Origin of the sequence: Mumia flava (assembly GCF_002797495.1) — a bacterium.
GTDB lineage: Bacteria > Actinomycetota > Actinomycetes > Propionibacteriales > Nocardioidaceae > Mumia > Mumia flava.
Window position 1 is genome coordinate 631,044 of record NZ_PGEZ01000002.1, and the last position, 14,184, is coordinate 645,227.

At 71.2% G+C, this 14,184-nt stretch carries 12 protein-coding genes; 6 read left to right on the forward strand and 6 right to left on the reverse strand.

The genetic code is table 11. The features are described from left to right. The first annotated feature begins 50 nt into the window (after window positions 1-50). From CLV56_RS17035 to CLV56_RS17050, 4 genes are all read left to right on the forward strand, one after another. On the forward strand, window positions 51-998 hold the full coding sequence (locus CLV56_RS17035; RefSeq protein ID WP_211288220.1) for a glutathione S-transferase family protein: 948 nt from the start codon (window positions 51-53) through the stop codon (window positions 996-998). An 89-nt stretch (window positions 999-1,087) separates the two neighbouring features. Beyond that, on the forward strand, window positions 1,088-1,666 hold the full coding sequence (locus CLV56_RS17040) for a PAS domain-containing protein (protein ID WP_100415328.1): 579 nt from the start codon (window positions 1,088-1,090) through the stop codon (window positions 1,664-1,666). Between the two features lie 13 nt (window positions 1,667-1,679). Next, the gene (locus CLV56_RS17045; protein WP_039359780.1) at window positions 1,680-2,501 is read left to right on the forward strand and encodes a CDP-alcohol phosphatidyltransferase family protein; all 822 of its coding nucleotides are present in this window, start codon (window positions 1,680-1,682) and stop codon (window positions 2,499-2,501) included. Between the two features lie 10 nt (window positions 2,502-2,511). After that, entirely contained in the window at window positions 2,512-3,690 is a 1,179-nt protein-coding gene (locus CLV56_RS17050; RefSeq protein WP_100415329.1) for a CDP-glycerol glycerophosphotransferase family protein, read from the forward strand. An 83-nt stretch (window positions 3,691-3,773) separates the two neighbouring features. On the opposite strand, the gene CLV56_RS17055 is transcribed toward CLV56_RS17050, so the two are convergent. The 3 genes from CLV56_RS17055 to CLV56_RS17065 are packed head-to-tail and all read right to left on the reverse strand — an operon-like array spanning window position 3,774 to window position 9,629. Then, the gene (locus CLV56_RS17055) at window positions 3,774-4,742 is read right to left on the reverse strand and encodes a glycosyltransferase family 2 protein (protein WP_039359613.1); all 969 of its coding nucleotides are present in this window, start codon (window positions 4,740-4,742) and stop codon (window positions 3,774-3,776) included. After that, complete coding sequence (locus tag CLV56_RS17060) at window positions 4,742-8,239, reverse strand: CDP-glycerol glycerophosphotransferase family protein (protein ID WP_100415330.1); 3,498 nt, start codon at window positions 8,237-8,239, stop codon at window positions 4,742-4,744. Before CLV56_RS17060 ends, CLV56_RS17055 begins: the two co-directional genes overlap by 1 nt. Next, window positions 8,232-9,629: a bifunctional cytidylyltransferase/SDR family oxidoreductase gene (locus tag CLV56_RS17065; protein WP_100415331.1), complete on the reverse strand. Its 1,398-nt coding sequence runs from the start codon at window positions 9,627-9,629 to the stop codon at window positions 8,232-8,234. The genes CLV56_RS17060 and CLV56_RS17065 overlap by 8 nt, the downstream gene beginning before the upstream one ends. A gap of 138 nt (window positions 9,630-9,767) precedes the next feature. Between CLV56_RS17065 and CLV56_RS17070 the strand changes: the two genes are divergently transcribed. Both CLV56_RS17070 and CLV56_RS17075 read left to right on the forward strand, forming a co-directional pair. Next, window positions 9,768-10,577 (forward strand): ABC transporter permease, encoded by an 810-nt coding sequence (locus CLV56_RS17070; protein WP_157805205.1) that lies wholly within the window; start codon window positions 9,768-9,770, stop codon window positions 10,575-10,577. After that, window positions 10,577-11,419 carry an ABC transporter ATP-binding protein gene (locus tag CLV56_RS17075; protein WP_100415333.1) on the forward strand — a complete coding sequence of 281 codons (843 nt, stop codon included), beginning with the start codon at window positions 10,577-10,579 and terminating at the stop codon, window positions 11,417-11,419. Before CLV56_RS17070 ends, CLV56_RS17075 begins: the two co-directional genes overlap by 1 nt. Before the next feature lie 3 nt (window positions 11,420-11,422). Here CLV56_RS17075 and CLV56_RS17080 read toward each other — a convergent pair whose 3' ends face one another. Genes CLV56_RS17080 through CLV56_RS17090 form a run of 3 tightly spaced genes read right to left on the reverse strand, consistent with a single transcriptional unit; the run spans window position 11,423 to window position 14,107 of the window. Continuing rightward, window positions 11,423-12,310 (reverse strand): glycosyltransferase family 2 protein, encoded by an 888-nt coding sequence (locus tag CLV56_RS17080; RefSeq protein ID WP_039359616.1) that lies wholly within the window; start codon window positions 12,308-12,310, stop codon window positions 11,423-11,425. A gap of 25 nt (window positions 12,311-12,335) precedes the next feature. Continuing rightward, window positions 12,336-12,962 (reverse strand): CE1759 family FMN reductase, encoded by a 627-nt coding sequence (locus CLV56_RS17085; protein ID WP_039359620.1) that lies wholly within the window; start codon window positions 12,960-12,962, stop codon window positions 12,336-12,338. Next, entirely contained in the window at window positions 12,959-14,107 is a 1,149-nt protein-coding gene (locus CLV56_RS17090) for an LLM class flavin-dependent oxidoreductase (protein WP_039359624.1), read from the reverse strand. Before CLV56_RS17090 ends, CLV56_RS17085 begins: the two co-directional genes overlap by 4 nt. Window positions 14,108-14,184 lie beyond the last annotated feature (77 nt).

Sequence of the window (14,184 nt, forward strand, 5' to 3'; positions counted from 1 at the left end):
ACAGCACCACCGGCGCGTACGTCACGGGTGGCGAGGCCTTCAACCGGGACATGCGCTACATCCCGACCCGGATCACGCGTGACGGACGGGACGGCTACCCGGTCGAGCCCGGCCGCTACCGGCTCGTCGCGGCGCGGGCCTGTCCGTGGGCCAACCGCGCGGTGATCGTGCGTCGCCTGCTGGGGCTCGAGGACGTGATCTCGATGGGGTTGTGCGGCCCGGTCCACGACGCGCGGAGCTGGACGTTCGACCTCGACCCCGGCGGCGTCGATCCCGTGCTGGGCTACGAGCGCCTCCAGGAGGCGTACTTCGCCCGTGTCCCGGGCTACGAGCGCGGCATCACCGTGCCGGCGCTGGTGGACGTCCCGACGCGTGCGGTGGTGACCAACGACTTCCCGCAGATCACCCACGACCTCTTCTTCGAGTGGCGCGACCACCACCGCGAGGGCGCCCCCGACCTGTGGCCCGACGCCGTCCGCGAGGAGATGGACGCGGTGATGGAGCGGGTCTTCACCGAGGTCAACAACGGCGTGTACCGGTGCGGTTTCGCCGGGTCCCAGGAGTCGTACGACCAGGCGTACGGCCGGTTGTGGGACGCGATGGACTGGCTCTCCGAACGCCTGTCCGCCCGCCGCTACCTGATGGGCGCGACGATCACCGAGGCCGACGTCCGGCTGTTCACGACGCTCGCGCGCTTCGACTCCGTCTACCACGGCCACTTCAAGTGCAACCGGCAGAAGCTGTCGGAGATGCCGGTGCTGTGGGCCTACGCCCGCGACCTGTTCCAGACACCGGGCTTCGGCGACACGATCGACCAGGGCCAGATCAAGCGGCACTACTACGTCGTGCACTCCGACATCAACCCCACCGGCATCGTCCCCGACGGACCCGACCTCGCCGGCTGGACCACGCCGCACGGCCGTGAGGCCCTCGGCGACCGCCCGTTCGGTGACGGGACGGCACCGGCTCCGCTGCCGCACGGGGTGCTCGCGACCTGACGCGGACGGGGTCTTGTCAGGGCGCGTCCGCAGCACCTACCGTCGGTCGCACCGGCGGGGGCCGGGTTGGCGACTCGGGGGAGCTGCGCATGCACAACACGCCGTGGGGTCCGGCACCGGCGGCCGGACGCTTCACCTACTGGCCCGCTGACGATCGCTGGCACTGGTCGAGGGAGGTCTACGCGATCTTCGGCCTCGAGACCGAGCGCGAGATCAGCACCGACCTGGTGCTGGAGCACACCCATCCCGAGGACGTCGAGCAGACTCGCGCGGTGCTGTCCCGCGTCGGGTCGAACGGCCCGTTCAGCTTCACCCACCGCATCGTCGACGCCGACCACCTCGTTCACACCGTCGTCTCCGTCGGCTCCGACGAGCTCGGCGAGTCGGGCACGATCGAACGGCTGGACGGGTTCATCGTCGACCTGACCGACGTGCCGCGTCCGGCGTGGTCGTTGCCGATGGTGCCGGTGGAGTTCGATCCGGCCGACCTGGTGATCACGGGGTGCGTGACGTGCGCCCAGTGGTGGGCCGAGGTGGCGCACTCGTCGAGCGGGCAGCTGGTGGTCCGGGAGTGGCACGAGGCGTCCTGTCCCGAGGCGCTGCGCTGGAGCACGCTGGACGAGGTCGACCCCTCGACCGAGCCCGCTCGGGAGCAGCTGGCCGACTGATACGGTGGCCGCCGTGCCGCAGTCCTCCCCCCGCCCCGATCGCCCGACGCTCGCCGAGTACCGCGCGATCGCGCAGCCGCCCGAGGTGCGCGCCCGTCGCAGCGCCGAGCACTGGGTCGCGGACCTCTACCTGCGGGACCTCTCGCCGTACGTCAGCCGCCCGCTGGTGCGGCTCGGGCTCAGCGCCAACGCCGTGACGTACGTGATGATCCTGACCGGGTGGGCGGCCGCCGGCGCGCTGCTGATCCCGGGGATCGCCGGCGCGGTGGTCGGCGTCGTGCTCGGCCAGCTCCAGATGCTGCTCGACTGCTCCGACGGGGAGGTCGCACGCTGGCGCAACACGTTCTCGCCGGTCGGGACGTTCCTCGACAAGATCGCCCACTACACGACCGAGTCGCTGATCCCGATCGCGCTGGGCGTGCGGGCGGCCGGGGGCCTCGGGGACCTGGACGGGCACTACGGCTGGACCACCCTGGGGGCGCTGCTGGCCGTCGTGATCCTGCTGAACAAGGCCTTGAACGACTTCGTGCACGTCTCCCGGACCTTCTCCGGTCTCCCCCGGGTCGCCGACAGCGCCGAGACCGCGGCCCCGCGGCCCGGGCTCGTCGCGAGGCTGCGCCGGATCGCTCGGTTCGTGCCGTTCCACCGGCTGTACCACTCCGTCGAGATGACGCTGCTGGTCCTCGTCGCCGCGGTGGTCGACGTGGTCGCGGGATCGGCCTGGGGCGGGCTCGCGGGCACGCGTACGCTGCTGGTCGTGCTGCTGCCGCTGTCGGTGCTCGCGGTCGTCGGACACTTCGTGACGATCCTCGCCTCGTCGCGGCTGCGCGCCTAGGATCGGCGACGTGCAGCGGATCAGGCGGGTCGCCGGCATCGGTGCGCGTGCGACGGCGATGGTGCGCAACCGTCTCGCACGCAGCTCGTTCGCCGCGCGGTGCAACGACGACCCGCGCGCCCGTACGGCCCCCGTCGCCCTCTACCTCGCCGACGGACCGGAGAACGTCTACCAGCTGCGGCAGTGGGACCGTGTGGCCGAGGACCTCGACGAGCCGGTCGTCGTGATCGTGTCCCGTCCGGACACCGGCCGCCGCGTCCTCGAGGAGACCACCCTGCCGGTGTTCTTCGCGCCCGGGTCGACCTACCTCGAGGATCTCGTCGCCGACGGACACCTCGAGGTGGTGCTGTACGTCAACCATCTCCCGCTGAACTTCCGGATGCTGAGGTTCGCCGAGCCGGTGCACGTCCACCTGGGCCACGGCGAGTCCGACAAGGACTCCAGCGTGTCCAACCAGAACAAGGCCTACGACCTGGTCGCCCTGGCCGGACCGGCCGCGACCGAGCGGGTGGCAACGCGGCTGCGGATGTTCGACGTCGCCGCGCACGTGCGCGAGATCGGCCGCCCGCAGCTCGACCTCGACCACCCCGGCGCACCGGACTGGCCGGACGACGGCACGACTCGCGTGCTCTACGCGCCGACGTGGGAGGGCGACCGCGCGAGCATGGCGTACGGGTCGGTGGCGAGCCACGGCGTCGGCCTGGTGGGAGCGCTCCTCGCGGACCCGCGCTATCGCGTGATCTACCGGCCCCATCCGCGGACCGGGATCCAGTCCCCGGCGTACGCCGAGGCCGACCGCGCCGTGCGCGCCATGATCGGCGCCGCCGGTCCGCGTCACCTGGTCGACGAGGGGCCGTACGGCTGGCAGTGGGCGTTCGCGGACGCGTGCATCACCGACCTGTCCTCGGTGGCCTACGACTGGCTCGCGACCACCAAGCCGATGCTCGTCACCGTGCCGGCCGAGCCGCGGGTCACCCTCCCGGACAGCAGGCTGCTGTCCGACGTGGACCGGATCACGGTGGACGACGCCGTACGGGCGCCTGCGCTGCTCGACGCGGCGTCCCGGCCGGCCCGCCGGGCGGCGCTCCAGGCACTGTCGGCGCACTACTTCGGTGACACGGCGCCGGGTGCGTCGATGGACCGCTTCCGGGCCCTGGTCGCCGAGGCCCGCACCCTCGCGCGCACCTGACGGCTCGTCCGCGATTCGTCGGGTTGCGGTGGGTTCGGACCGCCCGAAAGCCTCCGCAACTCGACGAATCGCGGTCGGGAGGGTCAGCCGCGGAGGAAGCCGGCGCCCCAGGTGAGATGGAGGGTGCCGATCGCGAGCGGGAGGCGTACGCGCGCCGCCGCGTCCAGGTCCCGGCCCTCGACCGCGGAGACAGCGAGCACCCCGAGCCCGTACGCCGCGGGTGCCACGAACCCGAGCAGCGGCCAGCCGCCGGTCACGAGCCCGACCGCACCGACGACCAGCCCCGCCCCGGTCGCGACCGCGGCGGCCGGCGGCGCGAGGTAGCGCACCGACGCGGTCTGCGGGTAGCGGCGGATCACCTTGCGGCGCCACTGGCCGGTCTTGTACTGCTGACGGGCGAAGTCGCGCCAGGTCTCGCGCGGGTGGTAGACCACCGCGAGGTCGGGCAGGAACCAGACCGTCTCCCCCGCCTGCCGCAGCCGGAGATTGAGCTCCCAGTCCTGGGCCCGGACGAAGTACTCGTCGTACCCGCCGACGGCCTTGAACGCCGAGCGCCGGAACGCGCCGAGGTAGACCGTCGGCTGCGGACCGGGGTCGCCCCCGACGTGGAACGCCGCTCCGCCGATCCCGAACCGCGACGACATCGCGCGCGCCACCGCGCGCCCGAACGGACCGTGCCCCACCGGCTCCATCCGGCCGCCGACGTTCGCCGCGCCGGTGCGCTCGAGCTCCGCGACGACCCGCGCGACGTAGTCCGACGGGTACAGCGCGTGCCCGTCGGCGCGGACGAGGTAGTCGTGCTTCGCCGCGGAGACCGCGGCGTTGAGCCCGTGCGGGGTCAGGCCGGTCGGGTTGTCGACGACGGTGAGCCGCGGCTCGTCGGCGGCGAGCGCGTCCGCGATCTCACGGGTCCGGTCGTGGGACGGTCCGACCGCCACGACCAGCTCGAGGTCGCCGTCGTAGTCCTGCGCGAGGATCCGTGCGACGCAGTCGGCGAGGTCGCGCTCCTCGTCGCGGACGGTCATGAACACCGACACGGCCGGCATGCCCATCAGCGGATCCCCTCGTCGAGCGGGCCGGCGTCGATCAGCCGGCGGGCGGCGTCCAGGAACCCGTCGGCGTAACGGCCCGGGTCGAAGTCGCCGAGGTAGTACTGGCGGGTCCGGGTGCGTTCGTCGACGAGCGGGTCCGCGCCGAGCATCGTGTCGAGCGCGTCGTCGAGGTTCGCGAGGTCGCCGTCGACGACGTACGCCGCGCGGGCGGCCGGCGCCTCCTCACGCAGCGCCTCGGCGGTCCGGCCGACCGAGACCATCGCGAACGGCTTGCCCGACTGGAGGTAGTCCGAGACCACGGCCGAGACGTCCGCGACCATCGCGTCGGAGGCGTTGAAGCAGTCCACGAGCGACATCCGCTCCTCCGCAGCCGGGCCCCAGACGTGGCGCCGGCCCGACACGACCCGGTCGGCGTCCAGCAGGGCACCGATCCGCGTGATCGCCGCGGCGGCGTCGTTGAAGCGGTAGTTGAAGGGGTGCGACCGGAAGATCACCCGCGCGCCACGCTCCAGCAGCCGCCGTACGATCGCCTCGCCCTGCGGCAGGGAGTAGACCTCGGAGTCGGCGTACGGTCCGCGCCACGTGGGTGCGTACAGCACCGTCACGTCGTCCAGGTCGGCGACCTTGCCGCGCGCGGGCTCGATGTCCTCGACCTGCGGTCGCCCGACCACCTGGAACTTCTGCTCCGGGATGTGCACGCCGTGGCGGGCGTACCGGTCGATCCCCGCCTGGCCCGCCGCGAAGATCCGGTCGTAGATCGCGTGCACCGGGTTGAAGCAGGCGGGCTTCTCGGAGTCGCCGTGGTTGAGCCAGACGTGTGCCATCTGGCGACGCTCGAGGAAGTGGGTGTTGTTCGGGGCGTTGTTGACGTAGAACGCCGCCCGCATCGTCGGCACGATCACCTCGGGCAGGCTGCGGATCGAGGGACGGTGCACGATCGGTGCGTCGGTGATCCCTTCGAGCGCCCGGAACATCGTGAGGTTGCGCGCGACCACGACGAACGGACGTCCGATCCGCTCGAAGTAGGGCATCCACATCCCCAGCTGGTACTGGGCGCCGACGTTCGACCCGAAGTAGACCGCGAACTCCGGCCCGATCTTCTCGAGGGTCCCGTAGAGCCGGTCCTCGGCATCGACGCAGCGGTGCACCCGCCGCAGCCCGACGACGACCGCCACGGCGACGGCCGCGGTCAGCAGCAGGGCGAGACCGAGCACGAGCCAGTCCGCCGCGACGATCCCGGCGACGACCCAGGCGAGCAGCAGCACCGTCCAGTCCGCGGCTCCGACCGTCCCGCGGCCGACGACCTCGGGGATCTCCACACGCAAGGTGGGGAGGTTGCGCGCCTCGAGGCCCACCCGCTCCCAGCTGTCGAAGACGGTCGTCTCGGCCGCCGTGCACGCGGCGACCAGGGCCATCGCCGCCGCGGCGGGCCAGGACCAGCCCCACCAGTCGTCCCAGGCCACCACCAGCGTCAGCGCGAGCAGCAGCCGCGCGAGCTGGAGCGTGCCGGCGATCTCGTGCTTCTTGCGCGGGATCGAGGTGGCGCGCCGGTGCAGCGGCACGTACAGCGCGAGCGTGACCACGGCGGACGCGACGACCACACCCCGGGGTGCGCCGAGCAGGACCGTCGCGAAGGTCACCAGGGCGAGGCCACCGGTCACGACCTCGCGCGCCGCGACCGCGAGCTGGCGGCGTACGGCGCCGATCGACAGCTTGACGCCGCCGTCGCTGGTGTCGGCCTCCGCGGACTCCTCGGGCAGCTCGCTGGTGCTGCGGTGGTCGATGATCTCGCGAGCCCGGTCGACGAAGACGTCGGCGTAGCCGTCCGCCGGAAGGTCGCCGAGGTAGTCGGTGCGGACGCCGGCGCGCTCGAGCGCGAGCGGATCGGCGCCCAGCATGTCGTCCAGTGCACGCGACAGGTTGGACAGGTCGGACTCGATCACGTAGGACGCCGCCGCGATCGGGAAGTGCGCCGCGAAGTCGCGACCCGACTCGGTCATCGCCGTCATCGCGAACGGCTTGCCGGAGAACAGCCAGTCGACGACGACGCTGGAGACGTCGGAGACCATCGCGTCGGCGGCGTTGATGCAGTCGAAGATCGACATCGACCGCTCGGCCTCGGGACCGAACACGTGCTCGCGGCCGGTGCGGTCGGTGTCGTCGCGCAGCATCTGCTGGACCGTACGGATCGTGGCGGCGTCGGTCTCGAAGCGGTAGCTGAACGGGTGCGGCCGGAAGATCACCCGCGCACCGCGCTCCAGCAGCGCGCCGACCACGTCCACCGCGATCGGCAGCGAGTGGTAGGCGGTCTCGTCGACGTGGCCACGCCACGTCGGTGCGTACAGCACCGTCGGCTCCGATCCGACGGGGCCGTCGACGCGCACGACGCCCTCGACCTGCGGGCGGCCGACCACGTCGAACTTCTCCGGTGCGATCGAGATCCCGTGGATCGCGTAGCGCCGGATCGCGGCCTCGCCGGCGACGAAGATGTGGTCGTACATCGCGTGCGTCGGGTTGTACGAGGTGGGCTTGTCGGAGTCGCCGTGCCCCAGGAAGACGTGGGTGATCTGGTGGTGACGGACGAAGATGCTGTTGCCGGACGACGCGTTGACGTAGAACGCCGTGGTCAGGGAGGGGACGACCAGGTCGTCGAGGTCCCGTGAGCCATGACGCATGACGACCGGGACGTCGGTGTGCTGCGCGAGCAGCTCGGCCGGGTAGTGGTGTCGCGTGACGACGAGGAACCGGCGTCCGGTGCGCTGGAGGTACGGCAGCCACATCGTGACCTGGTGCGTCCCGTCCTCGGGCCAGGCGGTGTAGACGATGAACTCGGGGGCGTACTCGGCGATCGCGTCGGCGATCCGCGCCTCGATCGCACGGCCGGCGCGCATCCGCACGAGCGTGTTCACGCCCATCACGACGTCCGGGCCGGCTGCCAGCACCGTCACGGCCGCCCACCACCACGGGGAGATCCCGAACGCCGCGGCGACCGCACCGAAGGCGAGCGCGGTCAGGTGCGCGGCGGTGGCGGCGGTCTCGAGGCCGAGCAGCGGCGGAGCGGTGCGGACACCGGGCAGGTTCGCGACGAACGTCACGCGGTACTCCCGCGCCTGTCCGAGCACCGGCTCCAGCACGACGACCCCGATGCTCAGCGCTGCGGCGACGACGGCCGCGTGGGCGGACGCGTCGGTCCAGGCGACGAAGCAGACCGCGACCGCGGCGCCGATCATGCCCCGCAGCGGGCCGTCGTGGCCCAGCAGCGTCTTGGCGTCCTTGTCGGGGACGTCGGTGCGGTGGCTGAACCGCCACGCGTCCCCGGCGATCGCGGCGACGGCGAGCAGGAGGAGGACGACCGACGACGCCTCGGGCGCGTCGACCAGCGCCAGGGCCAGCGCGAGGGTGACCGCGGCGGCGACACCGATCTCCGCGGCCAGGTCGAGGATCCGGGCGCCGGTGACCCGTCCGGCCTCGGGCGCGCTCAGCCCACCGTCAGCCATTCGTGATCGCGGCGGGGCCGTCCTCGCGGCGGATGTCGATCACATGACCGGTCAGGTCGGACAGCAGCACGTCGAGCGACTGGTGGGCGACCTGCTCCGAGCTGAGCAGCGTGCCCGCCGGCTCCTCACCGAACGCGCGGGTCCGCATGGGGGTCCCCGTCCGCTCGGGGTTGATGCAGTTGATCCGCACGGTCGGCGACCACTCGTCGGCCAGGGCCTGGGTGAGGTTGACGACCGCCGCCTTCGCCGAGGAGTACAGCGAGTAGCCGGAGCGTCCCCGGGTGTAGGACGAGGACGTGAACAGCAGCAGCGATCCGCCGGTCTGGGCGAGGTGCGGGTAGAACTCCTGTGCGATGAAGATCGGGCCGAGGTAGTTCACCTCGGTCGCGGCGTAGATCGTCTCCTCGCTGGTCTCGGCGAGGGGGGCGATCGGCAGGACGCCGGCGGTGTTGACGACGTAGTCGATCCGCCCGGTCTTCGCCAGCACCTCCTGCGCCGCGGCGCGCACGTCGGCACGCCGCTCGACGTGGGTGTTCGTCGACGACCGGGAGAAGGTGAACACGGTCGCACCCGCCCGCTCCGCGAGCGACACGATGTCGCCGCCGATGCCGTACGACCCGCCGAAGACCACGACCGTCTTCCCGTCGAGGGCCGCACCGTGCTCGGCCTCCGACAGCGGGGTCGGGCGCTCGGCGGAGGCGAGCTGGAAGAGCTTGTCGGCGATGTAGACGTCGATCGGCTCGGTGACCTTCATGTTGCGCTCGTGACCGGGGACCACCGCGATCGGCACCTCGGGCAGGTAGCGCAGCACGACCGTGCAGTCGTCGGTGGCCTCGAAGTTCGGGTCGGCCCCGGCGAGCTCGTAGGCCCGCCGGATCACCGACAGCCGGAACGCCTGCGGCGTCTGGCCACGGCGCAGCAGGTGCCTCGGGAGCACGTCGGCGATCGTGTCGGAGTCCGGGTGCACCTGGACCACGGTGTCGGCCGACGGGATCACGGTGTCGACGGCCTCGGACTCGCCCAGCGCCTCGACGACGTTCTCGAGGATGGTCTGCGAGACCAGCGGGCGTACGGCGTCGTGCAGCAGCACGTTGCACTCGTCGTCGCCGAGCGCGTCGAGCGCGCGCTTCGTGGTCGCGTTACGGGTGTCGGCGCCCTCGAGGATCTGGGTGACCTTGTCGTAGCCGCCGCTGCGCACGAGCGCGCGGACCGGGTCGAGGTGACCCGGCGTCATCATCACGATGATCTCGTCGATCAGCTCGGAGGCCTGCATCACCGCGATGGTGTGCTCGATGATCGGCTTGCCGGCGATCTTGATCAGCTGCTTGGGGATCGCCAGTCCGACCCGGGTGCCTGTGCCGCCCGCGAGCACCACGGCGACGTTGCGCATGTTCGTCACGACCTAGAGGGTAACTTGTGACCTGCGAGACGCTGAGCGGGGCCGACGTGGATCCCGCCCGGTCACCACGTATTGTGTCGGTGCTGCGCCGCGTTTGGGCGTCGGTGCATGCTGCCGTGGAAGGAACCGATGGTCGACTCGAGCTACACCCGCTCCCCCTGGGCGCGGGTCAAGGCTATCTGGAAGGTCCGGGGCGTCTTCTGGCTCCTGGTCCGCCGCGACCTCAAGGTCCGCTACGCCGACTCGATCCTGGGCTACTTCTGGACGATCCTCGACCCGTTGCTGATGAGCTTCGTCTACTGGGCGATGTTCAGCGTGATCATGGGCCGCGACGTGCCCGGCAACGATCCCTACATCGTCTTCCTGCTGGCCGGCATGCTGCCGTGGCAGTGGTTCAACTCGACCATGAACCAGTCGTCGAAGGCGATGAAGAAGGCGTCGCGGCTGATGGCGACGACCAACCTGCCCCGCGAGATCTGGGTCCTGCGGATCGTCACCGCCAACGCCGTCGAGTACGTCTTCGCGCTGCCGGTGCTGTTCGCGTTCGCCTTCATCTTCGATGCGCCGATCCACTGGGAGATCGTCTACACGCTGCTCGCGGCGGCGATCCTGTTCGTGATGCTCACCGGCATCGGCCTGCTGCTCGCGGCCCTGACCGTGCTGGTCCCCGACATCAAGCGGCTGCTGCGGATCGTCACGCGGCTGCTGTTCTACGCCTCGCCGATCCTCTACAGCACCGACCGGCTCCCCGTGGAGCTGCAGTGGGTCTACGTCGCGAACCCCCTGGCCGACCTGCTCGCGCTGTTCCGGACCGGATTCTTCCCCGACATGCTGAACTGGTGGCACGTCGGCTACGCCGCTGCGATGAGCCTGATCCTGTTCGCCCTGGGATGGTGGGTCTTCGCCCGCCTCGAGCGCACGGTCCTGAAGGAGCTGTGATGAGCGAGCCGATCATCTCCGTGCAGGACCTGTCCGTCCGCTTCCACCGCAAGCGGCGCCACCGCAGCGTGCGCGACCTCGTCTTCAAGGGCGAGACGGGGGTGCGCGCCGGCGAGTTCTGGGCGCTGCGCGACATCAACTTCGACGTGATGCCGGGCGAGGCGATCGGCGTCGTCGGCGCGAACGGCCAGGGCAAGTCGACCCTGCTGCGGGCGATCGCCGGTCTGCTGATCCCCGACGAGGGCCGGGTGAAGGTCAACGGCGGCGTCGCACCCCTGATCGAGCTCACCGGTGGCTTCGCCGGCGACCTGACGGTGCGCGACAACATCTGGCTGGTCTCCGGTCTGCACGGGATGAAGCGCAAGGAGGTCGCGGCGAAGTTCGACGAGATCCTCGAGTTCTCCGAGATGGAGGACTTCGTCGACACGCCGTTCAAGCACCTGTCGTCCGGCCAGAAGGTCCGGGTGGCGTTCAGCGTCGTCGCCCAGCTGAACGAGCCGATCATGCTGGCCGACGAGGTCCTCGCCGTCGGTGACCGCGCCTTCCGGCAGAAGTGCCTCGAACGGTTCGCCGAGATGCTCGAGCAGGGCCGGACGCTCTTCATGGTCTCGCACAGCGAGGGCAACCTGACACGGTTCTGCACCCGCGGCCTCTACATGGACGGCGGTCGTCTGGTCCAGGACGGGCCGATCAAGGAGGTCGTCGAGAAGTACTTCGAGGACTCCGGTGACGCGGCCCGGCTGCGCCGCAAGCACGAGCGGAAGATGCGCAAGTTCCGTGAGATGGGGATCGCGGACGATGACGACGATGACGACGACGATGACGACGACTGGGGTCGCTGAGCCCTAGACCACCGGCGGGCGACCCAGCCGCGTCATCCGCGCCACCGTGCGCCAGCGCATCGCGCGCCGGACGCCGGGATCGGTCGTCCACCCCTCTCGCCAGCCCGCCAACCACGGCCGCAGCGAGTGCCGTCCCGCGGCGGTGCGGACGCTGCGCAGGACCTGCACGAGCGTCCACGTCGCGACGTACGCCCAGGTGAAGGGCCAGCGCAGGTTGCGGCGAGCCAGCCACACCCGGTTGCGGGCGTTGAGCCGGTAGTAGTAGTCGTGCCGGGCGGGGTCGATCGCGGGGTGCTCGCAGGCGAGGTCGCCGCGGTACCAGACGGTGAAGCCGGCGTCCCAGACCCGCCAGGCGAGCTCGATCCCCTCGTGGGCGTAGAAGAACTCGTCACCCCACCCGCCGGCCGCGTCGAAGGCCGTGCGGCGGACCACGAGCACGCCCTCCCACAGCGAGAACGCCGGAGAGGAGCGGTGCGGGTCGCCCTTGCGCATCCGCGGGATCCAGCGCGTCGGGGCGTCCTCCCCCGGGCTGGTGACCCGCGGCTGGACCACGCCGAGGCCGGGATCGTCAGCGAACAGCGCGGCGGCGCGGGTGAGGAAGTCGGCGTCGGCGAGCCGCGCGTCGTCGTCGACGAACAGCAGCAGGTCACCGTCGACGTGGGCCACCCCGGCGTTGCGTCCGGCGGGAATCCCGACGTTCTCGGGGAGCGCGACCGGCCGTACGCCCTCGGGCAGGCCGACCGGCGCCCAGCCGTTGCCGACGCAGACCACGTCGACGTCGACCCCGGTCTGCGCCAGCACCGCCTCGAGCGCCGCACGGAGCTCGTCGGGGCGCGTCCCCATCGTGAGCACGACGACGCCGACACGGGGGCGGGCTGGCTGCTCGGTCACGCGGGCCAACCTACCGCCGCACGGCTCAGGCGTCGCCGAGCAGGTCGGCGAACGACGTCGTCAGGGCGAACGGGTCCTCGACCGTCACCGGCTCCCGCTGCGCGACCAGCTCGGCGAGCTCACCGGCAGCCCGAGCGACCCGTGTCTGGAGCGCACCTGTGACGCCCTCGCCGGCACCCCAGTCCTCGGACGAGGCGTAGACCGCCGTCGGGACGACCACCGCCCGCAGGTACGCGAACAGCGGACGCAGCGCGTGCTCCAGGGCGAGCGAGTGCCGGGCCGTGCCACCGGTGGCCGCGATCAGCACCGGCTTGCCCGCCAGCGCCTCGGGGTCGATCACGTCGACGAACGACTTGAACAGTCCCGAGTACGAGGCGGTGAAGATCGGGGTCACGACGACGACGGCGTCGGCGGCGACCACGTCGTCGATCACCGTCTGGAGATCGGCCGGCGCGAACCCCGTGAGCATGGCGTTGGTGATGTCGTGGGCGTACGTCCGCAGGTCGTGGAACGTCGTCTCGACGGTGATCCCGCGCTGCTGCGCGTCGGCGACGACGGCGCGGGCGATCTGCTCGCCCAGCAGCCGCGTCGACGACGGCTGGCTGAGCCCGGCCGTGACGACCGCGATCCTCCGGGTCGTGAGGCTGCTCATCGGACCACCTCCGGCTCCGGCGAAGCGCCGGTGACGTCGTCGGACGCGGCGTGCACGGTCGCGTCGTGGGCACCGCCCGCCGCCGCGACCAGCGACGCGTGGGTCGGGGCCTCGGGCACGTGGGCAGGCTTGAGCGCGGCGAACTCCTTGCGCAGCACCGGCACGACCTCCTCGCCGAGCAGGTCGAGCTGCTCGAGCACCGTCTTCGTCGGCAGGCCGGCGTGGTCCATCAGGAACAGCTGGCGCTGGTAGTCGCCGACGTAGTCGCGGAAGCCGAGCGTACGCTCGATCACCTGCTGCGGGCTGCCCACGGTCAACGGGGTCTCACGGGTGAAGTCCTCGAGGCTCGGCCCGTGCCCGTAGACGGGTGCGTTGTCGAAGTACGGCCGGAACTCGTGCACCGCGTCCTGGCTGTTGCGGCGCATGAACACCTGGCCGCCGAGCCCGACGATCGCCTGGTCGGCGGAGCCGTGGCCGTAGTGCTCGAAGCGCTGCCGGTAGAAGCCGATCATCTTCTCGGTGTGGCTCGCCGGCCAGAAGATGTGGTTCGCGAAGAAGCCGTCGCCGTAGTAGGCCGCCTGCTCGGCGATCTCGGGACTGCGGATCGACCCGTGCCACACGAACGGAGGCACACCGTCGAGCGGACGCGGAGTGGACGTGAACCCCTGGAGCGGCGTGCGGAACTTGCCCTCCCAGTCCACGACGTCCTCGCGCCACAGGCGGTGCAGGAGGTGGTAGTTCTCGATCGCGAGCTCGATGCCCTGGCGGATGTCCTTCCCGAACCACGGGTAGACCGGGCCGGTGTTGCCGCGCCCCATCATCAGGTCCGTCCGGCCGTCGGACAGGTGCTGCAGCGTCGCGTAGTCCTCGGCGATCCGGACCGGGTCGGTCGTCGTGATCAGCGTCGTGGAGGTCGACAGGATCAGCCGCTCGGTCTGGGCGGCGATGTAGGCGAGCGTGGTGGTCGGAGCGGACGGGATGAACGGCGGGTTGTGGTGCTGCCCGGTCGCGAAGACGTCCAGGCCGACCTCCTCGGCCTTCTTCGCGATCGCGATCGTGTCCTTGATCCGCTGGTGCTCGCTCGGCGTGGTGCCGTTCGTCGGGTGGGGGGTGACGTCGCCGACGGTGAAGATCCCGAACTGCATCCTGTGCTCCTGTTCCGACCGGGTGTCGGTCTGCCTGGGATCCAATGTAGTACAGGGTTCAACTATTCGAGAGCGCA

Coding starts and splice junctions, on each gene's coding strand:
- CLV56_RS17070 (WP_157805205.1), top strand. CDS start 9,768: ATGGTCGACTCGAGCTACACCCGCTCCCCCTGGGCGCGGGTCAAGGCT.
- CLV56_RS17060 (WP_100415330.1), bottom strand. CDS start 8,239: ATGGCTGACGGTGGGCTGAGCGCGCCCGAGGCCGGACGGGTCACCGGC.
- CLV56_RS17040 (WP_100415328.1), top strand. CDS start 1,088: ATGCACAACACGCCGTGGGGTCCGGCACCGGCGGCCGGACGCTTCACC.
- CLV56_RS17035 (WP_211288220.1), top strand. CDS start 51: ATGCGCTACATCCCGACCCGGATCACGCGTGACGGACGGGACGGCTAC.
- CLV56_RS17065 (WP_100415331.1), bottom strand. CDS start 9,629: ATGCGCAACGTCGCCGTGGTGCTCGCGGGCGGCACAGGCACCCGGGTC.
- CLV56_RS17085 (WP_039359620.1), bottom strand. CDS start 12,962: ATGAGCAGCCTCACGACCCGGAGGATCGCGGTCGTCACGGCCGGGCTC.
- CLV56_RS17090 (WP_039359624.1), bottom strand. CDS start 14,107: ATGCAGTTCGGGATCTTCACCGTCGGCGACGTCACCCCCCACCCGACG.
- CLV56_RS17075 (WP_100415333.1), top strand. CDS start 10,577: ATGAGCGAGCCGATCATCTCCGTGCAGGACCTGTCCGTCCGCTTCCAC.
- CLV56_RS17055 (WP_039359613.1), bottom strand. CDS start 4,742: ATGGGCATGCCGGCCGTGTCGGTGTTCATGACCGTCCGCGACGAGGAG.